This window comes from Paracidovorax wautersii (assembly GCF_900113035.1).
Taxonomy (GTDB): Bacteria; Pseudomonadota; Gammaproteobacteria; order Burkholderiales; family Burkholderiaceae_C; genus Paracidovorax; species Paracidovorax wautersii.
In genome coordinates this window covers 44,818-68,217 of the sequence record NZ_FONX01000020.1, presented here as the reverse complement: position 1 = coordinate 68,217, position 23,400 = coordinate 44,818, and the positions used below count along the sequence as shown (strand labels likewise).

The following is a 23,400-nucleotide window of genomic DNA, read 5'->3' as shown; positions in this document are numbered from 1 at the left end:
GCCGCCGGCACGCACATCAGGCTTCCTCTTGTCCCGCTCGACCGTGACCATGATGCTGTCCCTCTCGTCGTTCCTTCTCGACCGCGATCTGCCGCCCTGGCTGGGCCTGCTGGGCCGGCTGCCCGATGGCGTCACGGTGCGCCTGTGCCTGTACATGCTGGGTGGCCACCGGCAGCCCGGCGAGTGCGACATGGAGCCTCTCGTCCAGGCGCAGACGCTGGTGCGGCGTGGCGGCCGCGTCATCTTCGCGCTGCGGCGCCGGCGCGATGCCGGCGACCGGCAGGCCGTGAGCGCCTACCAGGCCGGCGTGGCCGTGGGCTTCTATGGGCTGGAGGACAAGTGCCTGCCCGTGTCGTTCAGGCCCGCCAGCGGCTCGGCCTGGTCCGAGGCGCAGCTGCACCAGCTGCGGCGCGGCGGGCTGGCGCACGGGGCCTCCGTGCGCCAGCGCCAGCTGGCCCGCCGCACGGAGGCCCGGGCCGCCGCGCCCGTGGCGGCCCCTGCCGCGGGCCCGGTCAGGCCGGCGCTGGCCGTCAGCTCGCGCGCGCCGTGAGCCACTGCGTGGACGGCAGCGGCGCGGAGGCCAGGCGGATCTCGCCGATCTGGCCGAAGAAGCCGTCGGCGCGCTGACCGTCCCACGAACCGCCGCCCACCATCCACTGCATGGCCGCGCCGGCAGTGGCGATGCCCGAGGCGTCGCCGCTGTTGCGCAGCACCGGGGCGCCTTCCACGTACATCACCGTCTCGCTCTTGGCGGGGTTGCCGACGATGGCGATGTGGACCCAGCGGTCCACCAGGATCTCGCCCGACCAGCTGGCCTGCGGCGAGCGCGTGCCGGCATGCGCGGGGACGATCTCCCACTGCACTTCCTTGAGGCTGGAGATGGCGAACAGCACCGGCGTGGCCTCCGGGTCGTCGCCCGAGAAGCCGGCGACGGTGCCGCGGTTGCCGGCGCGCGTGAGGATGTTCATCCAGGCGTGCAGGGCGCGGCTCCAGTCGCGGTCGATCTTCACGAAGGCTTCCACCGTGAAGCCGCTGGTGAAGGTCTGCTGGTTGAGCGCGGCCGTCGTCTCGGTGACGAAATAGCTCATGCGCGGCGTGTTCTTGTTGGTGTTCAGGAAGCGCACCGAGCCGGGCGCGGCCGAGAGATGGTGGCGGTCCGACGCCCACACCAGGTCGCCCAGCTCGGCGCCCTGCACGCCGTTGATGTTGAGCGCCTCGCGGCGGATGGGGTTGGCGCCGGTCTCGTCGGCCACCACGTAGCCCACGGGCACCGGCTGGCCGGGCGTGCCGCCGAAGAAGCGCCAGTGCGCCACGGTGCTGGCCGCCTTCGCGTAGTCGTTGGTGCCGGTGGGCTCCTTCTGCACGGGCGCGGCCGGGTCGGTGTAGCCGTTCAGCAGCGCGGCGCGGGCCTGGTCCACGATGGGCTTGCGGTTGGCCGTGCCGGCCTTGAAGGTGGGGTTGAAGCGGGCGAAGCGGCGCGCGAAGTCGATCGAGATGCGGAAGCTCTCGTTGGCGCTGGAGAGCACGGCCTGGTCGAACTGCGTGAGCGTCTCGCGCGGCTTTTGCACCACCCAGGGCGAGAACGAGAGCACGTCGATGGTGTTGTGCGTCAGGTCGAACTCGTACAGGCGCATCTGGCCGTTGCCGCCCTGGTAGGCCATCTGGTAGTCCACCACCATTTCCTCGACCGGGTTGCCGAAGTCGTTGATCTTGGTCAGCCGCGCGGCGCCGTGGTGGTGGCCGTTGAGCGTCATGAAGATCTGGTCGTTGTCGCGGATCAGCTTCTCCCACAGCATCTGGCCGTAGGGCGTCTCCAGCGGGCTCACCGCGTCGGGGGCGATGTTCAGCAGCTGGTGGTTGACCAGGATCACCGGCAGCGTGGGGTTGTTCTTGATGACCTGGCGCGCCCAGGCGATGCCGTTGTCCGAGATGCGCCACGACAGCGACAGCACCATGAACTTCTGGCCTTCCACGGTGAACACGTGGTACTCATGGAAGCCCGTGGTGTCGCGGCCGCCGAAGGTGGACTGGCGCTGCGCGCGGCTGGTGCCGAACCACTGCAGGTAGGGCTCGTTGGCCAGCGTGCGCTGCGCGTCGGTGGCGGTGGCTTGCGAGCTGGCATCGACATAGTCGCGGTCGTCCAGCACGTCGTGGTTGCCGGCCAGCACGGAGTAGGGGAGCTTGGCGGTTTCCAGCACGCGCATGGCCTGGTCGGCCACCTTCCACTGGTCGGGCTTGCTGACCTGGTCCACCACGTCGCCCAGATGGATCAGGAACGGGATGTTCAGGTCGCGCGCATTGGCGGCGGCCCAGAAGGTCTGGGCCATGAAGGGCTCGCTGCCGAACTTGCGGCTGAACTGCGCGCTCTCGGCCTGCGTGGCGTAGCGGGCGTAGAACTGCGTGTCGGGCAGCACGGCCAGCGCGAAGCGCGAGCCCAGCGACGCATCCGCCGCAGGCGCGGGCGCCGGTGCGGGCGAGGGCGCCGGGGCGGGTGCCGGTGCCGGGTCGTCGCTGCCGCCGCCGCAGGCCGTGAGCAGCGCTGCCGAGCCGGTGGGCAGCAGCGCGGCCAGGCCGCCGCGCAGCAGGCCCCGCCGGCTGGACGACAGGTGGGTTGAGGGTGCGGCGCCGAGGTCTTGGACGGCGGCGGCGTCGATGGATGGCGCGGGAACGGGTGCGGCAGCGGGCTTGCGCTGGAAGGAATCTGTAGTCATGGTTTTGCGTTGGGATCGGCGCGGTCGGAGCGCGCCAGAGGTGCCGACCCGCCCTGGCTGGTCGTGTCGTGCGCCGCATAAGCTAAGCCGCTGCGGTGACGCAACCGTGAAGCCGGCCGCTGCCCGCCGCCGTGTGGATGCACCGCCACAGCCCCATACGCCTTTCACGCAAATATGGCTGGGCGCCAGCCCTTATCCTCGGCCCATGGGTGAATTCGATCTGATCCGCCGCTTCTTCCAGCGGCCCGTGCACCGCGCCGCGCTGGGCGTGGGCGACGACTGCGCGCTGCTGGCGCCCGCGCCCGGCATGCAGCTGGCCGTCTCCAGCGACATGCTGGTGGAGGGCCGCCACTTCTTCGCCGACGTGGACCCGGCGGCCCTGGGCCACAAGGCGCTGGCCGTGAACCTGAGCGACCTGGCCGCCTGTGGCGCCCGGCCGCTGGCCTTCACGCTGGCGCTTGCGCTGCCGCGGGCCGAGGCCGCCTGGCTGCAGCCCTTCGCCGCCGGCCTGCTGACGCTGGCCGACGCGCACGGCTGCGAGCTGGTGGGCGGCGACACCACGGGCGGGCCGCTCAACATCTGCATCACCGTGTTCGGCGAAGTGCCGGCCGGCCAGGCCCTGCTGCGCAGCGGCGCGCAGGCGGGCGACGACCTCTGGGTGAGCGGCACGCTGGGCGATGCGCGGCTGGCGCTGGAGGCGCTGCAGGGCCGCATCGCCCTCGCGCCCGACGTGCTCGCCGCCACGCGCGAGCGGCTGGAGCGGCCCACGCCGCGCGTGGCGCTGGGGCTGGCGCTGCGCGGCGTGGCGACCAGCGCCATCGACCTGAGCGACGGCCTGCTGGGCGACCTGGGCCACATCCTCGCCGCCTCGGGCGTGGGCGCCTGCATCGATTGGCCGATTGCTATGCAATTGATAGCTGCTAGCCAAGGCGGAGAAAGCGCGGAGGCCGGATTCGATGCGGAACTGCTGCGCCAGTGCGTGCTGGCCGGCGGCGACGACTACGAGCTGGCCTTCACCGCGCCGCCCGCGCAGCGCAGCGCCGTGGAGGCCGCGGGCCGGCAGTGCGGCACGCCGGTCACGCGCATCGGCCGCATCGAGGCCGGCAGCGGCCTGCGGCTGCTGGACGGCGCGGGCCGCGAGCTGCCCGCGCAGCGCTGGGCCTCGTTCGACCACTTCGCCTGAAGGCCTGGCCGGGAATCCGGCACGGCCGCGGCGGCTTCGGATAGCATCGCGCCCCCATGCCGCAGCCACACATCGTCGTCCAGGACCTCGTCAAGACCTACCGCGTGGCCGAGCGCGCGCCCGGCCTCTGGGGCGCCGTGCGCGGCCTGGTGCAGCGCCGGCACCGCACGGTGGAGGCGCTCTCGGGCGTGTCCTTCGCGCTGGAGCGCGGCGAACTGCTGGGCTTCGTCGGCCCCAACGGCGCGGGCAAGTCCACCACCATCAAGATCCTCGCGGGCATCCTGCGGCCCGACGGCGGCAGCGTGCGCGTCGATGGGCGCGACCCGTTCGCCGACCGCGAGCGGCACGTGGCCGGCATCGGCGTGGTCTTCGGCCAGCGCAGCCAGCTCTGGTGGGACCTGCCCGTCGAAGACGGCTTCGCGCTGCTGCGCGACATCTACCGTGTCGATCCCGTGCGCTTCAAGGCCACGCGCGACGAGCTGGTGGCGCTGCTGCGGCTCGAAGGCGTGCTGGCCCAGCCCGTGCGCCAGCTGTCGCTGGGCCAGCGCATGCGCGCGGAGATCGCGGCGGCGCTGCTGCACGAGCCGTCCATCCTCTTTTTGGACGAGCCCACCATCGGGCTGGACGCGCCCTCCAAGCTCGCGGTGCGCGACTTCGTGCTGCGCGCCAACCGCGAGCGCGGCACCACCGTGCTGCTGACCACGCACGACATGCACGACATCGAGGCGCTGGCCGGCCGCGTCATCGTCATCGGCCATGGCCGCGTGCTGGCCGATGCGCCGCTCGACGCGCTGCGCGCCCAGGTGCTGGCCGAGCGCCGCCTGGTGGTGGACTTCGCCGGCCCCGTGCCGCAGTGCCTGGCCCTGCCCGGCGTGACGGTGCAGGAGCGCGACGGCCAGCGCCTGGTGCTGGCCTTCGACCCGGCCGTGATGCCCGCGCCCGCGCTCATCGCCCAGGTGGCGGCGGCCCATGCGGTGGAAGACATCCGCCTGGAGGCGATGCCCATCGAAGAGGTCATCACCCGCTTCTACGCCCTGCACGGGGCCAACGAATGAGCGCCGGCCACAGCGCCCGGCCCGCCCGCTGGCGGCCCTACGCGGCGGCGTTCAGCTCGCGCTTCCTGCTGATGCTGCAGTACCGCACGGCGGCGCTGGCGGGCTTCGCCACGCAGTGCTGGTGGGGCGGCATCAAGGTCATGGTGCTGGCCGCGTTCTATGCCGGCGCCTCGGGCAGCGCAGGCGGCGCGGCCGCCATGCCGCTGGCCCAGGCCATCACCTACACCTGGATCGCGCAGGGCCTGCTGGCGCTGCTGCCCTGGGCGGGCGACCCGGAGGTGGCGCAGGCCGTGCGCACCGGCTCGGTCGCCTACGACCGGCTGCGGCCGGTGGATGCCTACGGCTTCTGGTTCGCGCGCACGGCCGGCTGGATCGCCGCCCGCATGCTGCCGCGCCTGGGGCTGATGCTGTGCTTCGCGGCCCTGCTGCTGCCGCTGGCCGGCCATGGCGGCTGGGGCTGGCAGCCGCCGGCCGGGCCGCTGGCGGGGGCGCTCTTCGCCGTCTCGCTGGGGCTGGCGCTGCTGCTGTCCACCGCGCTGGTGATGCTGCTCAACGTGGCCGCCACGGCGGCGCTGGATGCGCGCGGCATCAACGCCTTCGCCGTGCCGGTCGTGGTGGTGCTCTCGGGCAACCTGCTGCCGCTCGCGCTCATGCCCGACGGCTGGCAGGCCGTGCTGCTGGCGCAGCCGCTGGCCGGGCTGATGGACATTCCGGTGCGCCTCTATTTCGGCCGGCTGGCGGGCTGGGACGCGGCGGCCGGCCTGGCGCTGCAGGCCTTCTGGGTGGGCGCGCTGGTGGCGCTGGGCCGCCTGACGCTGGCGCGCACGCTGGCGCGGCTCGACATCCAGGGAGGCTGAATCATGGGCTCCTTCGCGCTCTTTCTGCGTTTCGCCGGCGCGTCGCTCTCGGGGCAGATGCGCTATCCGGGCTCGGCCCTGCTGCTGACCCTGGGGCAGTTCCTCGTCACCGGCATCGAGGTGATCGCCGTGTGGGCGCTGTTCGACCGCTTCGGCGCCGTGCAGGGCTGGAGCCTGGGCGAAGTCGCGCTGTTCTACGGGCTGGTGAACGCCATGTTCGGCATCGCCGACGGCCTGGGCCGGGGCTTCGACGTGCTGGGCACCGAGCTGCTGCGCACCGGCGCCTTCGACCGGCTGCTGCTGCGCCCGCGCCCGCTGGCGCTGCAGCTCATCGGGCTGGATGTGCGCTTCAGCCGCCTGGGCCGGCTGCTGCAGGCGGCGCTGGTGATCGCCTTCGCCACCGCGCAGGCCGGCATCGCCTGGACGCCCGCGCAGATCGCGCTGGCTCTCTTCGCGCTGGCCGGCGGCGTGGCGCTGTTCCTGGGCATCCTGGTGCTGCAGGGCGCGCTGGCGTTCTGGACGGTGGAGAGCCTGGAGATCGCCAACGTCTTCACTTACGGCGGCGTGGAGGCGGGCCAGTACCCGCTGGCGATCTATGCGCGCTGGTTCCGCCGGCTGCTGACCTTCGCCGTGCCGCTGGCGGCCGTCAGCTACTACCCGGCGCTCGCCATCCTCGGGCGGGCCGACCCGCTGGGCGCGCCGGCCTGGGTCGGCTGGCTGTCGCCGCTGGCGGGCTTCGCCTTCCTGGCGCTGACCTTCGTGGCCTGGCGTGCGGGGCTGCGCCGGCACGCTTCCACGGGCAGCTGAAGAGGCCCGGCGTCAGCGGGGCTGCGGGGCCGGCGCGGCGGGCGCTGACGGCGCCGTGGGCGCGGCGCCTGGGCCTTCCTGCAGCTCTTCGTTCAGGATGCGGCGGATCTCCAGGATCGCGCGCGGATGCTCCTGCACGCTGTGGGACGAGGGCAGCACCAGCTCCGACGCGGCGCCCGGCAGGTGCGCGCTGGCGTAGGGCACGATGCCGTCGGAGGACTGCGCGAGCGGCAGGTCCGGCGTGTCGTCGCCGATGATGGAGTGGTAGCGCACGCCGGGGCTGATGGGCAGGTCCTCCGTCCAGCGGATGTATTCGTCGCGGTCGCTCAGGTTGTCGATGCTGTTGGGAATGCCGATGGGGCCGAGCGCGCCCGTCTCTTCCGACACGGCGCGCGGCCGCAGCCGGCCCATCACGCGCGTGGCGTCGCCCAGCTGCCGCACCATGCCGAGCGGCAGGGTGATGAGGTTGGCGGCCCAGCGCGCCAGCCGGTGGTTGGCGAAGGGCGTGCCCCGGTGGGGCGCGGCGATGAAGATGGCGTCGCTCACCTGCGGCAGCGGCGAGAAGCGCAGGTAGCGGTCCAGCGTCTTGCGGGTGTCGTCCGGGTGGGCCGCTGGGTCTCCGTGGGCCGCGCCGGGGGCGTCCGCGGACTCGTTCGGCGCGTCGTCGGGCGTTGTCTCGTCGGGCACCTCGTAGCGGGCCTGCAGCGCCTGCCAGAGCCGGTCGCCGGTCGATGACACCAGCAGCCGCGCCAGCACGCCGCCCATGCTGTGCCCGATCAGCGTGACGTGCTGCGACGCGCGCGCCGTGCCGGCCGGGTCGAAGTGGTGCAGCGTGGTCTCGATGGCCGTGGCGATGGTGTCGCGGTTCACGGCCAGCGGCGCGTTGGTGGGGTAGTACACCTGCCAGATCTGGTAGTTGCGGCGCAGCGCCTCGTCGCCCAGCACCTCGTTGGCCACGTTGATCCAGGCCTCGGGGCTGCTGGCCAGGCCGTGCAGCATGATGACGATGCGCCGGTCGGGGTCGTAGGGCTGCATCAGGTGGATGCGCGGGCGGTCCAGGCCGCCGTTCAGGCCCAGCAGCGTGTCCAGCGCCTGCGTGGCGAAGCCCGAGCGCGCCAGCCAGAGCCCGTAGCCGGCGCTGAAGTTGGCGGCCAGCGGCACGGTGTGCCGGGCGATGTGCTCGGACGTGGCGCGGTACGGGTCGCGCAGCAGCACGCGGATGCGGTGCGTGGCCAGCACCTCGCGCAGGGTGTGGCCCTCGAAGATGAGCAGCGCGGTGACCGGCGGGTAGGGCATGGTCCTGAAGGGCTGCGGCTCGGACTGGGGCGGCTGCGCCTGCGGCTTGAGCCCCAGCACCAGTTCGGCCCCGAAGCCGTCGCGCCGATAGACGTTGCGCAGGCCCGAGAAGCGCAGCGACGCGGCGGGGATGATCTCGCGCACCCGGGCGGGCTCCAGCCCGGCGCTGTGCAGCGAGGAGAAGTCCAGCTGCCAGGGGCCCACGGTGGCGGCCTGCGCGGCCTCTTCGCGGGCGCGGTCGGGGTTGTCGGCCGAGGCGTGGGCCTTGAAGAGCGCCGAGAGCGCCTGCTGCGCCGAGAAGTTGTAGTAGTCGCGCACCTGGGCCTGCCGGTCCTCGAAGGCGCGCTCGCCGGGCGAACGGGCGGTGAAGAACAGGTAGGCATAGGCGTAGCGGGCGGCCTCCAGCCACAGGCCGACCTGTGCGTCCACCGTGGGCGCATCGGCCGCCGGGGCGCGCGCGCCGGCCTGGGCGGCGGCCAGCCAGACCTCCGACAGCGTGGCCAGCCGCTGCTCTTCGGTCAGGCCGGTGGATTCGCGCAAGGCCTGCCGGCAGGCCGGGGCGTCGCGCTCGCACTGCTTTTCGTCCAGGCCCAGCACGCGCAGCACCTCGGTGGCGGCGGGGCTGAGCGAGCCGGTGGTCAGCACGTCGCTGCGGCGCTGGCGCAGGTAGTCGGCCGTGGAGATGGAGTTCACCTGCACGCCCGCGCAGCCGGCCAGCAGGGCGGCCAGGCAGGCGAGCACGCCCCAATGCAGCAGCCAGCGCCACGGCCCGTGGAGCGGCGCCGGGCGGCGCAGGAGCGGCAGGAGGGTGGCGGCAGGGGGCATGGGCGGCGATTGTGCCGTCCGCCGCTGCTAGCATTGCCGCGCCGCAGCCACCGCCCTGTTCCTGCCCCGGTCTCTCGCCTTCGGCGCCCGGGGCCTGCCGGCCATCGAACGCTCCATGACGCCACCGCTCCCGCCCGCCGCCCCTTCGTCCGCCGCCGCCTCGCCCCAGGCGCTGCGGCGCTTCCTGTTCATGCACCCCGCGCACTTCATCGCCCTGGGCTGCGGCAGCGGCCTGGCGCGCGTGGCGCCCGGCACCGTGGGCACGGCCTGGGGCTGGCTGGCCTATCTGGCGCTGCAGGCCTGGCTGCAGCCGGCGGCCATCGGCCTGGTGATCGCCGTATCGCTGGTGGTGGGCTGGTGGGCCTGCACGGTGGCGGCGCGGCACCTGGGGGTGTCGGACCCGGGCTGCATCGTCTGGGACGAGATCGTCGCCATCTGGATCGTGCTCTGGCTGGCCATGCCCATGGGCTTCTGGGGGCAGCTCGCGGCGTTCGCGCTGTTCCGCTATTTCGACGCCGCCAAGCCCGGCCCGGTGCGCTGGGCCGACAGCTGCTTCAAGGGCTTCGGCTGGCGCGGCGGCTTCGGCATCCTGTTCGACGATCTGGTGGCGGCCTTCTGCGCGCTGATGGTCATCGCCATCTGGCGGTGGTTCTGGTGATGGCGTCCGGCGATATGCTATCGAATGAGGAGCGCATGGCGCTCTCTGCACCTGCGCTGCCGGCCGATTGGTCCCATATCGCCGGTCTGCTGGCCGCGCGCGGCTGGATGCTGGCCACGGCCGAGAGCTGCACGGGCGGCCTGATCGCGGCGGCCTGCACCGACCTGGCGGGTTCCAGCACCTGGTTCGAGCGCGGCTTCGTCACCTATTCCAACGCCGCCAAATCCGAGCTGCTGGGCGTGCCGCCCGAGCTCATCGCCGCCCATGGCGCGGTGAGCGAGCCGGTCGCCCGAGCCATGGCCGAAGGCGCCGTGGCGCATTCGCCGGCCCAGGTGGCGCTGGCCGTCACCGGTGTGGCCGGCCCCGGCGGCGGCAGTGCCGACAAGCCCGTGGGCACGGTGTGGTTCGGCTGGCGCGTGGGCGGGCAGACCTTCGCCGAGCGCTGCCGCTTCGATGGCGACCGCGCCGCGGTGCGGGCGCAGACGGTGGCGCATGCGGGGCGCCGGCTGGCGGAGCTGCTGCTGGCGGCTGCCTAGGCCGGGCGCGGACGCGGCTGGCGGCGGCTGGCGCTGGGCTCAGCGGCCGAATTCGTCGCCCAGCTCCCTGGCGCGGTCCCGCGCCGCCTGCAGGGCGCGCGCGAAGCTCTCGGCCATGCCGCTGTGCTCCATGGCGGTGATGGCCGCATAGGTGGTGCCGCCCTTGGAGGTGACGCGCTGGCGCAGCACGGCGGGCGTCTCGTCGGAGCGGCGCGCCAGTTCCGAAGCGCCGGTGAAGGTGCCCACGGCCAGGCGGTGCGCCTGCTCGGCCGAGAGGCCCATGTCCACGCCGGCCCGGGTCATCGCTTCGAGGAAGAAGAACACATAGGCCGGGCCCGAGCCCGAGAGCGCGGTGACGGCGTCGAGCTGCGCCTCCTGCTCCACCCACAGCAGCTCGCCGGTGCTGGCGAGCGTCTCATCGACCAGCGCGCGGTCGGCGGCGGTGATCGCCGGGCGGGCGAAGAGGGCGGTCATGCCCTGGCCGATCAGCGCGGGCGTGTTGGGCATGGTGCGCACGATGCGCTCGCTGCCCAGCCAGGCGGCGATGCTGTCCGAGCGGATGCCGGCCGCCACGCTCAGGTGGACGGCGCCGGGCGCGGTGTGCGGGCGCACGGCGGCGGCGGCGTCCTTGAAGGTCTGCGGCTTGACGGCCCAGACCACCAGGCCGGCGCGCTGCAGCGCGGGGCCGGCGGCCTCCTGCGCCGTGACGCCGTGCTGCTGCAGCAGGGCGGCGCGGGCCTCGGCCCAGGGCTCCACCACCTCGATGCGGCTGGCCGGCACGCCCTGGTGGATCAGCCCGCCGATGATGGCGCTGGCCATGTTGCCGCCGCCGATGAAGGCGATGGCGGGTTGCGAGGAGGCGGGGGCTTGGGCGGAGGCGTCGGTCATGGTGCGGTCGTTGCAGGCGAGTGGAAAAAGGCTGCGCCGGATGGTAGCGCCTGCCTGCGCCTGCGCCCGGCCGCGCAGGGATCAGTCCAGCGTGGCCTGCCGCACTGCGTGCTCCCACTGCGCCATCAGCTCCTGCGCGCGCGCCGGGGCCAGCGTGGGGATGAAGCGCCGCTCGGCGCGCCACAGGGCCGAGAGGTCGCCCGTGCCGCCATACACGCCGCTCGACAGGCCCGCGAGGTAGGCCGCGCCCAGGGCGGTGGTCTCCACCACGGCGGGCCGCACCACCGGAATGCCCAGCAGGTCGGCCTGGAACTGCATCAGCAGGTCGTTCACGCAGGCGCCGCCGTCCACGCGCAGCTCGCTCACCGGGGCGCCGCCGGCGGCCACGGCGTCGCGGCTCATGGCCAGCAGCAGCGCGGCGCTCTGGTAGGCGATGCTCTCCAGCGAGGCGCGGGCGATGTGCGCCAGCGTGGTGCCGCGCGTCAGGCCCGTGATGGTGCCGCGCGCCTCGGGCTTCCAGTAAGGCGCGCCCAGGCCGGTGAAGGCCGGCACCATCATCACGCCGCCCGAATCGGGCACGCTTTCGGCGAGCGACTGCACCTCGCTGCTCGACGAGATGGCGTGCAGCCCGTCGCGCAGCCACTGCACCACGGCGCCGCCCACGAAGACGCTGCCTTCCATGGCGAATTCGGGCCGCTCGGTGGGCTGGGCGGCAGCGGTGGTGATGAGCCCGTTGGCCGAGGCCTGGAAGCGGTCGCCCGTGTGCATCAGCAGGAAGCAGCCGGTGCCGTAGGTGTTCTTGGCCATGCCGGCGGAAAAGCAGGCCTGGCCGAAGAGCGCGCTCTGCTGGTCGCCCGCCACGCCGCCCACGCGGATGGCGTGGCCCAGCAGGTCGGGCGCCACGTCGCAGAAGTGGCTGGCCGAGGGCTGCACGGCGGGCATCAGCGCGCGCGGAATGCGCAGCAGCGCCAGCAGCTCGTCGTCCCACTGGTTGGTGTGGATGTTGAAGAGCATGGTGCGCGCCGCGTTGGTCACGTCGGTCACATGCACCTGGCCGTGCGTGAGCTGCCAGATGAGCCAGCTGTCCACCGTGCCGAAGGCGAGTTCGCCGCGCTCGGCCTGCTCGCGTGCGCCGGGCACGTGGTCCAGCAGCCACTGCAGCTTGGTGGCCGAGAAGTAGGCATCCACGCGCAGGCCGGTCTTGGAATGGATCGTGGCCTCATGGCCGTCCGCCCGCAGCTGGGCGCAGGCGGGCTCGGCGCGGCGGTCCTGCCAGACGATGGCGTGGTGCACGGGCTGGCCGGTGCGGCGGTTCCAGAGCACCGTGGTCTCGCGCTGGTTGGTGATGCCGAGCGCGCGCACCTCGCGGGCATGGATGCCCGCGCTGGCCAGCGCCTGGCGCGCCGTGGCCAGCTGGGTGTGCCAGATCTCCAGCGGGTTGTGTTCCACCCAGCCGGGCTGGGGGTAGATCTGCGGCAGCTCCTGCTGCGCCTGCGCCACGATGTGGCCGTGCTCGTCGAAGACGATGCTGCGGGAGCTGGAGGTGCCTTGGTCGAGTGCGAGCAGGTAGGTCATGGTGAGATCCGGTATGGGATGGGCGTCATGCGCCGGGCATGGGGCGTTGCGCTGGGTGCAGGCGCGGCCTGGCCCGGCAACCGCCGCGCAAGGGCCGCCCCGCCGCGCCGGCGGTGTCCCCCTTCCCGCAGGGCGCAGCCCTGCGAGAGAAGGGGGAAGGCGCGCAGCGCCTCAGGGGGATGTTCTTCATCACGCTGCGACCACGCAGTCCACGCCGGCTTCGCGCAGCAGGGCGGGGAAGGGCTCGGGCGGCGGCGCGTCGGTGAAGAGGCGCCCGATCTGCGCCAGCGTGGCGGCCTGCACCATGGCGGCGCGGCTGAACTTGCTGTGGTCGGCGGCCAGCCAGACCTCGCGGGCCTGGGCGATGATGGTCTGCGCGACCTTCACCTCGCGGTAGTCGAAGTCGCGCAGCGTGCCGTCCGGTTCGATGCCGGAGATGCCGATGAGCGCGATGTCCACGCGGAACTGGCGGATGAAGTCCACCGCCGCCTCGCCCACGATGCCGCGGTCGCGCGAGCGCACCACGCCGCCTGCCACGATGACCTCGAATTCGGGGTTGCCGCTCAGGATGGCGGCCACGTTCAGGTTGTTGGTGATGACGCGCAGGCCCCGGTGCTGCAGCAGCGCCCGGGCGATGGCCTCGGTGGTGGTGCCGATGTTGAGGATCAGCGAGCAGTCGTTGGGCACCTGGCTGGCCACGGCGCGCGCGATGCGGACCTTGCCGTCGGCGTGCAGCGTCTCGCGCTGGGTGTGGGCGAGGTTCTCGACGGTGGAGATCGGCACCCGCACGCCGCCGTGGAAGCGCCGCACCAGGCCCAGCTCGGCCAGCCGCTGCACGTCGCGCCGCACGGTCTGCAGCGTCACGCCCAGGGTGTCGGCCAGCTGCTCGACGGTGGCGGACTGGCGGGCACGCACTTCTTCGAGCAGGCGCAGTTGGCGGGGATTGGTGTTCACGGGATGGGGCGGAGTGGAAAGGTCGGAGGGCGAGAGGATAGGCAAAGCCGGCCGGCCCGGCGCAAGACCGTGGACCCGACTCTAAAGCGAACGAAAACGAACTGATTCAGGGTAAACCTTGATTCGATGCGATCAGAAAAGAACAAAAATGATCGGAATCGAACAACAAAGACCGGCTGCGCACGCCTTCGGCGAATGCGCGGCGATCACACGAATACAAAAGGGGTCGCTGCATGCAGCTGGCACTGGAGAACATCAGCAAGAAGGTGGGGGCGCAGACCTGGCTGCACGACATGGACCTGTCGCTGCACAGCGGCGCGGTCACGGTGCTGCTGGGCGCCACGCAGGCCGGCAAGACCAGCCTGATGCGCATCATGGCCGGGCTCGATACGCCCACGGCCGGGCGCGTGCGGGTGGACGGCATCGACGTGACCGGCATGCCCGTGCGCGATCGCAACGTGGCCATGGTCTATCAGCAGTTCATCAACTACCCCTCGATGACCGTGGCGGCCAACATCGCCTCGCCGCTGAAGCTGCGCAAGGAGAAGGGCATCGACGCCCGGGTGCGCGAGCTGGCCGAGCGCCTGCACATCGACATGTTCCTCGAGCGCCTGCCGGCCGAGCTCTCCGGCGGCCAGCAGCAGCGCGTGGCGCTGGCGCGGGCTCTGGCCAAGGGCGCGCCGCTCATGCTGCTGGACGAGCCCCTGGTCAACCTCGACTACAAGCTGCGCGAGGAGCTGCGCGAAGAGCTCTCGCAGCTCTTCGCCGCCGGCCAGTCCACCGTGGTCTATGCCACCACCGAGCCGGCCGAGGCGCTGCTGCTGGGCGGCTACACCGCCGTGCTGGATGAGGGCCGGCTGCTGCAGTACGGCCCCACGGCCGAGGTCTTCCACCGCCCCTGCTCGCTGGACGTGGCCCGCGCCTTCAGCGACCCGCCCATGAACCTGCTGCCCGCGCAGGCCGCGCCCGGCGGCGTGCAGCTGCAGGGCGGCCCGCTGCTGGCCGTGCACCTGCCCGCCGGGTCGGCCGCAGGCGCGCTCACCGTCGGCCTGCGCGCCAGCGCCCTGCGCGTGCAGGCCCGCCCGGGCGACCTGGCCGTGCATGGCACGGTGGAGCTGGCCGAGATCTCCGGCTCCGACACCTTCGTGCACGCCTCGACCCCCGTGGGCAGCCTGGTGGCCCAGCTCACCGGCGTGCACCACTTCGAACTCGGCGCGCCGCTGGCGCTGCACCTGGACCCGCAGCAGGTCTATGTCTTCGGCGAAGGCGGGCAGCTCGCCCGCGCCCCCGAGCGCCGCACAGGGAACTGACCGACATGGCACGCATCCACCTGGACCTGGCGCATTCGTACCGCCCCCACCCGCAGCAGGACAGCGACTACGCCCTGCTGCCGCTCAGCATGGAGTTCGAGGACGGCGGCGCCTATGCGCTGCTGGGCCCCTCGGGCTGCGGCAAGACCACCATGCTCAACATCATGTCGGGCCTGCTCGTGCCCTCGCACGGCCGGGTGCTGTTCGACGGGCGCGACGTCACCCGCGCCGGCCCCCAGGAGCGCAACATCGCCCAGGTGTTCCAGTTCCCGGTCATCTACGACACCATGACCGTGGCCCAGAACCTGGCCTTCCCGCTCAAGAACCGCAAGGTGCCCGAGGCGCGCATCCGCCAGCGCGTGGGCCAGATCGCCGAGATGCTGGAGATGAGCCACCAGCTGGACATGCGCGCGGCCGGCCTCTCGGCCGACCAGAAGCAGAAGATCTCGCTGGGCCGGGGCCTGGTGCGCGAGGACGTGGCCGCCGTGCTCTTCGACGAGCCGCTCACCGTGATCGACCCGCACCTGAAGTGGCAGCTGCGGCGCAAGTTGAAGCAGATCCACCACGAGCTCAAGCTCACGCTGATCTACGTCACCCACGACCAGGTGGAGGCGCTCACCTTCGCCGACCAGGTGGTGGTGATGACGCGCGGGCGCGCCGTGCAGATGGGCACGGCGGCCGAACTCTTCGAGCGGCCCGCGCACGTCTTCGTGGGCCACTTCATCGGCTCGCCCGGCATGAACTTCCTGCCCGCGCAGGCCGCGGGCGGCCAGCTCCAGGTGGCCGGCACCGCCCTGCAGGGCGCACCCGCCGGCCTGCCCGAAGGCCCGCTACAGGTCGGCATCCGCCCCGAGTACCTGGCGCTCGCCGACGCCCACCAGCGCGGCGCGCTCGCCGCCACCGTGGCCCAGGTGCAGGACATCGGCACCTACCAGATGCTCACCGCGCAGGTGGGCGAGCACACCCTCAAGGCCCGCTTCGCCCCCGAGGCGGCCCTGCCCGCGCCGGGCCAGACCGCCTGGCTGCAGGTGCTGGGCCCGCACACCTGCTACTACCGCAACGAGGAGCTGTTGGCATGAGCGCCGCGCCGGGCCGCCCCAAGCAAGCTCGCACCGCAGTGCGCAGCACGGAGGTTATTGAATGAGCACCACCACCAAGCCCGTGAACCAGAAGGCCTGGTTCCTGATCCTGCCCGTCATCGTCTGCGTGGCCTTCTCGGCCATCCTGCCGCTCATGACGGTGGTCAACTACTCGGTGCAGGACATCATCTCGCCCGAGCGGCGCGTGTTCGTCGGCACCGAATGGTTCGCCGCCGTGATGCGCGACGAGGAGCTGCACGGCGCGCTGCTGCGCCAGATCGGCTTCTCCCTCTCCGTGCTGCTGGTGGAGATCCCGCTGGGCATCTGCCTGGCCCTCGCCATGCCCGCGCAGGGCTGGAAGTCCTCGGCCGTGCTGGTCACCGTGGCCCTCTCGCTGCTCATCCCCTGGAACGTGGTGGGCACCATCTGGCAGATCTACGGCCGCGCCGACATCGGCCTCATGGGCCGGGCTCTGCAGGAGCTGGGCATCGACTACAGCTACACCGGCAGCGAGACCCAGGCCTGGCTCACCGTGCTGCTGATGGACGTGTGGCACTGGACGCCGCTGGTGGCGCTGCTGGCCTTCGCCGGACTGCGCTCCATTCCCGACGCCTACTACCAAGCCGCGCGCATCGACGGCGCCAGCAAGTTCGCCGTCTTCCGCTACATCCAGCTGCCCAAGATGCGCGGCGTGCTCATGATCGCCGTGCTGCTGCGCTTCATGGACAGCTTCATGATCTACACCGAGCCCTTCGTGCTCACCGGCGGCGGGCCGGGCAACGCCACCACCTTCCTCTCGCAGTACCTCACCACTAAGGCCGTGGGCCAGTTCGACCTGGGGCCGGCCGCCGCCTTCTCGCTCATCTACTTCTTCATCATCCTGCTGCTGTGCTTCGTGCTCTACAACTGGATGCAGCGCGTGGGCACCCAGCAGCCCGAGGTGGAGCATTGATGCGCCCGCACATCACGCCCTTTGGAGCCCGCAGCGCGCACGGCGCCTTCGCCTTCAGCTACGAAAGGAATAGCAGCCATGCCTGAGCGCCGCTTCCGCAAACGCACGATCTTCCTGCTGGCCTATCTGGTCTTCGCCCTGCTGCCCATCTACTGGATGGTCAACATGAGCTTCAAGACCAACGCCGAGATCCTGTCGGCCTTCACCTTCTGGCCCCAGCACTTCACCTGGGACAACTACCGGACCATCTTCACCGACGAGTCCTGGTATTCGGGCTACATCAACAGCCTGATCTACGTGGCCATGAACACGGTGATCTCGCTGGCCGTGGCGCTGCCGGCCGCCTACGCCTTCAGCCGCTACCAGTTCATGGGCGACAAGCACGTCTTCTTCTGGCTGCTGACCAACCGCATGACGCCGCCGGCCGTCTTCCTGCTGCCCTTCTTCCAGCTCTACACCACCGTGGGCCTGATGGACACGCACATCGCCGTGGCGCTGGCGCATCTGCTCTTCAACGTGCCGCTGGCCGTGTGGATCCTGGAGGGCTTCATGAGCGGCATCCCGCGCGAGATCGACGAGACCGCCTACATCGACGGCTACAGCTTCCCGCGTTTCTTCCTCACCATCTTCCTGCCCCTCATCAAGGCCGGCGTGGGTGTGGCCGCGTTCTTCTGCTTCATGTTCAGCTGGGTGGAGCTGCTGCTGGCGCGCACCCTCACCAGCGTGAACGCCAAGCCCATCGTGGCGACCATGACGCGCACGGTGAGCGCCTCGGGCATGGACTGGGCGACGCTGGCCGCCGCCGGCGTGCTCACCATCGTGCCCGGCGCCATCGTCATCTGGTTCGTGCGGCACTACATCGCAAAAGGCTTTGCGATGGGGAGAGTTTGAAATGCACCCCCTGAGTCGCTGCGCGCCTTCACCCCTCTCTCGCTTCGCGGGAGGGGGACGACGCCCTCGCTGCGGGGCGGCCCTTGCTCGGCGTCCCTGGTGTAGGGCCGCGCGCCTATCGTGCCGTCGCGACGGTGCGGTTCATCGCTCACTGCTAGGAGTCGCTCATGTTTGACTGGATGGCCTGGACCACGCCTGTGGCCGTGTTTTTTATCTGCATCGTGCTCATGCTCGCCGGCATGGCCGTGTGGGAGGCCAAGTCCCCCACCACCTTGCGCCGGGGCTTCCTGCCCATCGCCACCACGCGCGGCGACCGGCTCTTCATCGGCCTGCTCTCGGCGGCCTACATCAACCTGATCTTCGTGGGCCTGGGCGCGAAGTTCGCCGAGTGGTTCAAGCTGGAGCAGGAGCCTTCCGTCTGGATCAGCTTCGTCATCTCCATGGCCGTGCTCGCGCTCGTCATGCGCCGGGGCTGATTTTGTTTCGCAGGCCGGTGGCCCCCCGTTCCCCGGGGCCGCCGGCCGATTCGCAATGGCAGCAGGGGACGACATCCATACATCCAACGAGGAGACAACCATGAAGATGCGTTTGACCGCCCTGGCGTTCGCCGCCACGGCCTTGATGATCGGGCAGGGCGCCTGGGCCGGCGAGGCCGAGGCCAAGAAGTGGATCGACAGCGAGTTCCAGCCTTCGACCCTCAGCAAGGACCAGCAGATGGCCGAGATGAAGTGGTTCATCGAAGCCGCCAAGAAGCTGCAGGCCAAGGGCGTGAAGGACATCTCGGTCGTCTCCGAAACCCTCACCACCCACGAATACGAGTCCAAGACGCTGGCCAAGGCGTTCGAGGAGATCACCGGCATCAAGGTCAAGCACGACCTGATCCAGGAAGGCGACGTGGTCGAGAAGCTGCAGACCTCGATGCAGTCCGGCAAGTCGATCTACGACGGCTGGATCAGCGACTCCGACTTGATCGGCACCCACTACCGCTACGGCAAGATCATGTCGCTGACCGACTACATGGCCAAGGCGGGCAAGGAGTGGACCAACCCCGGCATCGACATCAAGGACTTCATCGGCACCAGCTTCACCACCGCGCCCGACGGGCAGATGTACCAGCTGCCCGACCAGCAGTTCGCCAACCTCTACTGGTTCCGCGCCGACCTGTTCGACCGCAAGGACCTCAAGGACAAGTTCAAGGCCAAGTACGGCTACGAGCTGGGCGTGCCGCAGAACTGGAGCGCCTACGAGGACATCGCCGAATTCTTCAGCAACGACGTCAAGCAGATCGACGGCAAGCCCATCTACGGCCACATGGACTACGGCAAGAAGGACCCGTCCCTGGGCTGGCGCTTCACCGATGCCTGGCTCTCCATGGCCGGCGCGGCCGACAAGGGCATTCCCAACGGCATGCCCGTCGATGAATGGGGCATCCGCGTGGCCGACGACAAGTGCACGCCCGTGGGCGCCAGCGTGTCGCGCGGCGGCGCCACCAACTCGCCGGCGGCCGTCTATGCGCTCACCAAGTACATCGACTGGATGAAGAAGTACGCGCCCAAGGAAGCCATGGGCATGACCTTTGGCGAATCCGGCCCGGTGCCCGCGCAAGGCCAGATCGCCCAGCAGATCTTCTGGTACACCGCCTTCACCGCCGACATGGTCAAGCCCGGCCTGCCCGTGGTCAACGCCGACGGCACGCCCAAGTGGCGCATGGCGCCCGGCCCCAACGGCCCGTACTGGAAGGAAGGCATGCAGAACGGCTACCAGGACGTGGGCAGCTGGACCTTCTTCAAGGACCATGACGCCAACCGCACGGCCGCCGCCTGGCTCTACGCCCAGTTCGTGACCGCCAAGACCACGTCGCTGAAGAAGACCCTGGTGGGCCTGACGCCGATCCGCGAATCCGACATCCGCTCCAAGGCCATGACCGACGCGGCTCCGAAGCTCGGCGGCCTGGTGGAGTTCTACCGCAGCCCGGCGCGCGTCGCGTGGACGCCCACCGGCAACAACGTGCCCGACTACCCCAAGCTGGCCCAGCTCTGGTGGAAGAACGTGGCCCAGGCCGTGACGGGCGAGAAGACGCCGCAGGGCGCCATGGACACGCTGGCCGACGAGATGGACCAGGTGATGGCCCGCCTGCAGCGTGCCGGCATGGCCCACTGCGCGCCCAAGCTCAACCCCAAGAGCGATCCCGCCAAGTGGCTGAGCGACAAGCAGGCTCCCTGGGCCAAGCTGGCCAATGAAAAGCCCAAGGGCCAGACCATCGCCTACGACAAGCTGCTGCAGGCCTGGAAGGACGGCAAGACCCGCTGACCGGGGCAAGGGCGGGGAGCGGGGGCGCTTGCCGCCTCCTTCTCCGCCGCTGGCCGGCTGCAGGCCCACCGCTGTCTCCCCACCTTTGCCGGCATGGCAAAGAAATTAAGGGTTTACCCTTAAATCCTCCGCGACCAATGGACAATCCCACCCCATGAACCACGTTCCCGCCACCCCGCTGCCGACTGTCCGCGCCGATCTGCTGGCCCGCCTCGCCGAGCCGGTCGCCTACGACCTGGCGGTGATCGGCGGCGGGGCGACCGGGCTGGGTGTGGCGCTGGACGCGGCCACCCGTGGCTACCGCGTGGTGCTGGTGGAGTCGCACGACTTCGCCAAGGGCACCTCGTCGCGCGCTACCAAGCTGGTCCACGGAGGGGTGCGCTATCTCGCCCAGGGCAATATCTCCCTGGTGCGCGAAGCCCTGCACGAACGCACCACGCTGCTGCACAACGCCCCGCATCTGGCGCAGCCGCTGGCCTTCGTGATGCCTTCCTACAAGTTCTGGGAGACGCCTTTCTACGGCGTCGGCCTGAAGATGTACGACGCCCTGGCCGGCAAGGCCGGCCTGGGTGCCACCGAATTCCTGGGCCGCGCGCAAGCGCTGCGCTGCCTGCCCACCGCCCGGCCCGAAGGGCTCAAGGGCGGCGTCAAATACTGGGATGGCCAGTTCGACGATGCGCGCCTGGCGCTCGCTCTGGCACGCACGGCCGCCGCCCACGGCGCGCTGCTGGTCAACTACTGCCCGGCCCGCGAACTGATCCACGAAGCCGGCAAGGTGGCCGGCCTGGTCTGCGAAGACGCCGAAACCGGCCGCCGCTTCGAGATCCGCGCCGCCTGCGTGGTCAACGCCACCGGCGTGTGGGTGGACGGCCTGCGCCAGCAGGACGGCGAAGCCACCGGAAACCCGGTGCGGCCCATGGTGGCGCCCAGCCAGGGCGTGCACATCGTGGTGGACCGCGACTTTTTGCCCTCCGACCACGCGCTGATGGTGCCCAAGACGGCCGACGGCCGCGTGCTTTTCGCCGTGCCCTGGCTGGGCAAGCTCATCCTGGGCACCACCGACAGCCCGCGCCATGACCTCGCACGCGAGCCCGTCGCCCTGCACGAAGAGGTCGCCTTCATCCTGGGCGAGTCGGCGCGCTACCTGCGCCGCGCTCCCCAGGCCGCCGACGTGCGCAGCATCTGGGTGGGCCTGCGCCCCCTGGTCAAGCCCCAGGACGACGACGGCAACACCAAGGCCATTAGCCGCGAGCACACGGTGGCCGTGGGCCGCAGCGGCCTGGTCACCGTCACCGGCGGCAAATGGACCACCTACCGCGCCATGGCCGAAGACGTGTTGCAGAAATGCGTCGAAGAGCATCTGCTCGCCCCGCGCTCCGCATCGCGCACCAGCGACCTGCCCGTGGTGGGCGCGCCGGACGGGGCGGTGCCGCAGCGCCTCTGCGACGCGCAGGGCCTGCACTCCTACGGCACCGAGGCGGCGCTGGTGGCCGCCCTGCCCGGGGCAGACGTGGAGCTGGCGCCCGGCCTCACCGAGGCCATGGTCCGCTTCGCGGCGCGCCACGAATACGCCCGCACCGTCGAGGATGTGCTGGCGCGCCGTTCGCGCCTGCTCTTCCTGGACGCCCGGCTGGCCGCCTCGCTGGCGCCCGCCGTGGCCGCCCTGCTGCAGGACGAGCTGGGCACCGACCCCCAGCTCGACGCCTTCTTGGCGCTCGCGCAACAGTACGCCCACGTGCCTGCTTGACGGGGCCTTGACTCCCCCTCCAGGTTTTGCCACAATGGAGGGCTTCGCGTTAAAAGACGCGGAGTTTCTGCCCAGACGGAAGCGCTGCAAATGGTTTGCGGTGTGGACGACGGGCCCAAGACTGACTGGCTGATTTCAGCCCTTGAGAAGTTCTCTGGGGCTGGCGATCCTCTGGTGCAAGTTGGGAATATTGAAATGATCCAGACAGAAACCCGGTTAGACGTCGCCGATAACACCGGCGCGAAGTCCGTCCTGTGCATCAAGGTGCTGGGGGGCTCCAAGCGTCGCTACGCCAGCGTGGGCGACATCATCAAGGTCAGCGTGAAAGAAGCCGCTCCCCGTGGCCGCGTCAAAAAAGGCGAGGTTTACAGCGCAGTGGTGGTTCGCACGGCGAAGGGCATTCGCCGCGGCGATGGCTCGCTCGTCAAATTCGACGGCAACGCAGCTGTGTTGCTGAATGCAAAGCTGGAGCCCATCGGCACCCGCATCTTTGGCCCCGTGACGCGTGAACTGCGTACCGAGCGGTTCATGAAGATCGTGTCCCTGGCTCCCGAAGTTCTCTGAGGACTCGCCATGAACAAGATTCGCAAGGGCGATGAAGTGATCGTGCTCACCGGGCGCGACAAGGGCAAGCGCGGCACTGTGACGCTGCGCCACGATGATTCCCATGTGGTCATCGAAGGCATCAACACGGTCAAGAAGCACGTCAAGCCGAACCCCATGAAGGGTTCCACCGGCGGCATCGTGGAAAAGTCCATGCCTATCCACCAATCGAATGTGGCCATCTTCAACGCGGCAACCGGCAAGGCCGATCGCGTTGGCATCAAGGTGCAAGCGGATGGTTCGCGCGTTCGCGTGTTCAAGTCCAGCGGCGCTGAAATCAAGGCGGCGTAAGGAGTCAACATGGCACGACTGCAACAACACTACCGCGAAAAGATCGTTCCCGAACTCACCAAGCAGTTCGGCTACACGTCGTCGATGGAAGTTCCTCGCCTGACGAAGATCACCCTGAACATGGGTGTGAGCGAAGCTGTTTCCGACAAGAAGGTCATGGACAACGCCGTGGCTGACCTGACCAAGATCGCCGGCCAAAAGCCCGTGGTCACCAAGGCCAAGAAGGCTATCGCTGGTTTCAAGATCCGCGAAGGCCAGGCCATCGGCTGCATGGTCACCCTGCGTGGCGTTCAGATGTATGAGTTCCTGGACCGTTTCGTGACCGTGGCTCTGCCCCGCGTCCGTGACTTCCGTGGTATCTCCGGCCGCGCTTTCGACGGCCGTGGCAACTACAACATCGGCGTCAAAGAACAGATCATCTTCCCTGAAATCGAGTACGACAAGGTCGATGCCTTGCGCGGTCTCAATATCAGCATCACCACGACGGCCAAGACCGACGAAGAAGCCAAGGCGCTTCTCGCTGGCTTCCGTTTCCCCTTCAAGAACTGAGGCAGCGTATGGCTAAAGTAGCTTTGATCCAGCGCGAACTGAAGCGCGAAAAACTGGCCGCCAAGTACGCCGCCAAGTATGCCGAGCTGAAGGCTATCGCCGGCGACGCCAAGCGTAGCGACGAAGAGCGTGACGCAGCCCGCCTGGGCCTGCAGAAGCTTCCCCGCAACGCGAATCCCACGCGCCAGCGCAACCGTTGCGAAATCACCGGTCGTCCCCGCGGTACGTTCCGCCAGTTCGGTCTGGCTCGCGCGAAGATCCGTGAACTGGCATTTGCCGGCGACATCCCTGGTGTCACCAAGGCCAGCTGGTAAGCAGGCAGG

General features: G+C 70.3%; 23 protein-coding genes. 18 read left to right on the top strand and 5 right to left on the bottom strand.

Annotated elements, in window-relative coordinates; translation table 11 throughout:
* Positions 1-28: 28 nt before the first annotated feature.
* On the top strand, positions 29-550 hold the full coding sequence (locus BM070_RS21435; RefSeq protein WP_139222903.1) for a hypothetical protein: 522 nt from the start codon (positions 29-31) through the stop codon (positions 548-550).
* On the opposite strand, the gene BM070_RS21430 is transcribed toward BM070_RS21435, so the two are convergent.
* The gene (locus BM070_RS21430; RefSeq protein ID WP_092941719.1) at positions 531-2,711 is read right to left on the bottom strand and encodes a LamG-like jellyroll fold domain-containing protein; all 2,181 of its coding nucleotides are present in this window, start codon (positions 2,709-2,711) and stop codon (positions 531-533) included. The genes BM070_RS21435 and BM070_RS21430 overlap by 20 nt on opposite strands.
* A 205-nt stretch (positions 2,712-2,916) precedes the next feature.
* Here BM070_RS21430 and thiL point away from each other — a divergent pair, with 205 nt between their 5' ends.
* Genes thiL through BM070_RS21410 form a run of 4 tightly spaced genes read left to right on the top strand, consistent with a single transcriptional unit; the run spans position 2,917 to position 6,613 of the window.
* On the top strand, positions 2,917-3,894 hold the full coding sequence (gene thiL, locus BM070_RS21425; RefSeq protein ID WP_092941717.1) for a thiamine-phosphate kinase: 978 nt from the start codon (positions 2,917-2,919) through the stop codon (positions 3,892-3,894).
* Between the two features lie 56 nt (positions 3,895-3,950).
* On the top strand, positions 3,951-4,949 hold the full coding sequence (locus BM070_RS21420) for an ABC transporter ATP-binding protein (RefSeq protein WP_092941715.1): 999 nt from the start codon (positions 3,951-3,953) through the stop codon (positions 4,947-4,949).
* Positions 4,946-5,806, top strand: a complete 861-nt coding sequence (locus BM070_RS21415; RefSeq protein WP_092941713.1) for an ABC transporter permease — start codon at positions 4,946-4,948, stop codon at positions 5,804-5,806. The genes BM070_RS21420 and BM070_RS21415 overlap by 4 nt, the downstream gene beginning before the upstream one ends.
* Before the next feature lie 3 nt (positions 5,807-5,809).
* A complete protein-coding gene (locus BM070_RS21410; protein ID WP_092941711.1) occupies positions 5,810-6,613 on the top strand; it encodes an ABC transporter permease in 804 nt (267 codons plus the stop codon).
* A 12-nt stretch (positions 6,614-6,625) separates the two neighbouring features.
* Here BM070_RS21410 and BM070_RS21405 read toward each other — a convergent pair whose 3' ends face one another.
* Positions 6,626-8,734 (bottom strand): esterase/lipase family protein, encoded by a 2,109-nt coding sequence (locus tag BM070_RS21405; protein ID WP_245785326.1) that lies wholly within the window; start codon positions 8,732-8,734, stop codon positions 6,626-6,628.
* Positions 8,735-8,849: 115 nt separating this feature from the next.
* Between BM070_RS21405 and BM070_RS21400 the strand changes: the two genes are divergently transcribed.
* Positions 8,850-9,392: a phosphatidylglycerophosphatase A family protein gene (locus tag BM070_RS21400; RefSeq protein ID WP_092941709.1), complete on the top strand. Its 543-nt coding sequence runs from the start codon at positions 8,850-8,852 to the stop codon at positions 9,390-9,392.
* 35 nt (positions 9,393-9,427) lie between these two features.
* Positions 9,428-9,928 (top strand): CinA family protein, encoded by a 501-nt coding sequence (locus BM070_RS21395; RefSeq protein ID WP_092941749.1) that lies wholly within the window; start codon positions 9,428-9,430, stop codon positions 9,926-9,928.
* A 39-nt stretch (positions 9,929-9,967) separates the two neighbouring features.
* Here BM070_RS21395 and proC read toward each other — a convergent pair whose 3' ends face one another.
* From proC to BM070_RS21380, 3 genes are all read right to left on the bottom strand, one after another.
* Complete coding sequence (gene proC, locus BM070_RS21390) at positions 9,968-10,816, bottom strand: pyrroline-5-carboxylate reductase (protein WP_092941707.1); 849 nt, start codon at positions 10,814-10,816, stop codon at positions 9,968-9,970.
* A gap of 81 nt (positions 10,817-10,897) precedes the next feature.
* Positions 10,898-12,391, bottom strand: a complete 1,494-nt coding sequence (gene glpK / locus BM070_RS21385) for a glycerol kinase GlpK (protein ID WP_092941705.1) — start codon at positions 12,389-12,391, stop codon at positions 10,898-10,900.
* 189 nt (positions 12,392-12,580) lie between these two features.
* Positions 12,581-13,345: a DeoR/GlpR family DNA-binding transcription regulator gene (locus BM070_RS21380; protein WP_092941703.1), complete on the bottom strand. Its 765-nt coding sequence runs from the start codon at positions 13,343-13,345 to the stop codon at positions 12,581-12,583.
* A gap of 233 nt (positions 13,346-13,578) precedes the next feature.
* Here BM070_RS21380 and BM070_RS21375 point away from each other — a divergent pair, with 233 nt between their 5' ends.
* The 11 genes from BM070_RS21375 to rpsN all read left to right on the top strand — a co-directional run bounded on the left by BM070_RS21375 (position 13,579) and on the right by rpsN (position 23,391).
* Positions 13,579-14,655, top strand: a complete 1,077-nt coding sequence (locus BM070_RS21375) for an ABC transporter ATP-binding protein (RefSeq protein WP_092941701.1) — start codon at positions 13,579-13,581, stop codon at positions 14,653-14,655.
* Between the two features lie 5 nt (positions 14,656-14,660).
* On the top strand, positions 14,661-15,734 hold the full coding sequence (locus BM070_RS21370; protein ID WP_092941699.1) for an ABC transporter ATP-binding protein: 1,074 nt from the start codon (positions 14,661-14,663) through the stop codon (positions 15,732-15,734).
* A gap of 61 nt (positions 15,735-15,795) precedes the next feature.
* A complete protein-coding gene (locus BM070_RS21365) occupies positions 15,796-16,686 on the top strand; it encodes a carbohydrate ABC transporter permease (protein WP_092941697.1) in 891 nt (296 codons plus the stop codon).
* Positions 16,687-16,764: 78 nt separating this feature from the next.
* Positions 16,765-17,577 carry a carbohydrate ABC transporter permease gene (locus BM070_RS21360; RefSeq protein ID WP_092941695.1) on the top strand — a complete coding sequence of 271 codons (813 nt, stop codon included), beginning with the start codon at positions 16,765-16,767 and terminating at the stop codon, positions 17,575-17,577.
* A gap of 167 nt (positions 17,578-17,744) precedes the next feature.
* A complete protein-coding gene (locus tag BM070_RS21355; RefSeq protein ID WP_092941693.1) occupies positions 17,745-18,053 on the top strand; it encodes a DUF2160 domain-containing protein in 309 nt (102 codons plus the stop codon).
* A 100-nt stretch (positions 18,054-18,153) separates the two neighbouring features.
* On the top strand, positions 18,154-19,887 hold the full coding sequence (locus tag BM070_RS21350) for an ABC transporter substrate-binding protein (protein WP_092941691.1): 1,734 nt from the start codon (positions 18,154-18,156) through the stop codon (positions 19,885-19,887).
* A gap of 154 nt (positions 19,888-20,041) precedes the next feature.
* A complete protein-coding gene (locus BM070_RS21345; RefSeq protein ID WP_092941689.1) occupies positions 20,042-21,634 on the top strand; it encodes a glycerol-3-phosphate dehydrogenase/oxidase in 1,593 nt (530 codons plus the stop codon).
* Positions 21,635-21,829: 195 nt separating this feature from the next.
* Positions 21,830-22,198 (top strand): 50S ribosomal protein L14, encoded by a 369-nt coding sequence (rplN, locus tag BM070_RS21340; RefSeq protein ID WP_092941747.1) that lies wholly within the window; start codon positions 21,830-21,832, stop codon positions 22,196-22,198.
* Between the two features lie 9 nt (positions 22,199-22,207).
* Positions 22,208-22,528 carry a 50S ribosomal protein L24 gene (rplX, locus tag BM070_RS21335; protein ID WP_092941687.1) on the top strand — a complete coding sequence of 107 codons (321 nt, stop codon included), beginning with the start codon at positions 22,208-22,210 and terminating at the stop codon, positions 22,526-22,528.
* Between the two features lie 9 nt (positions 22,529-22,537).
* A complete protein-coding gene (gene rplE / locus BM070_RS21330; RefSeq protein ID WP_092941685.1) occupies positions 22,538-23,077 on the top strand; it encodes a 50S ribosomal protein L5 in 540 nt (179 codons plus the stop codon).
* Positions 23,078-23,085: 8 nt separating this feature from the next.
* A complete protein-coding gene (rpsN, locus tag BM070_RS21325; RefSeq protein ID WP_005793633.1) occupies positions 23,086-23,391 on the top strand; it encodes a 30S ribosomal protein S14 in 306 nt (101 codons plus the stop codon).
* Positions 23,392-23,400: the final 9 nt, after the last annotated feature.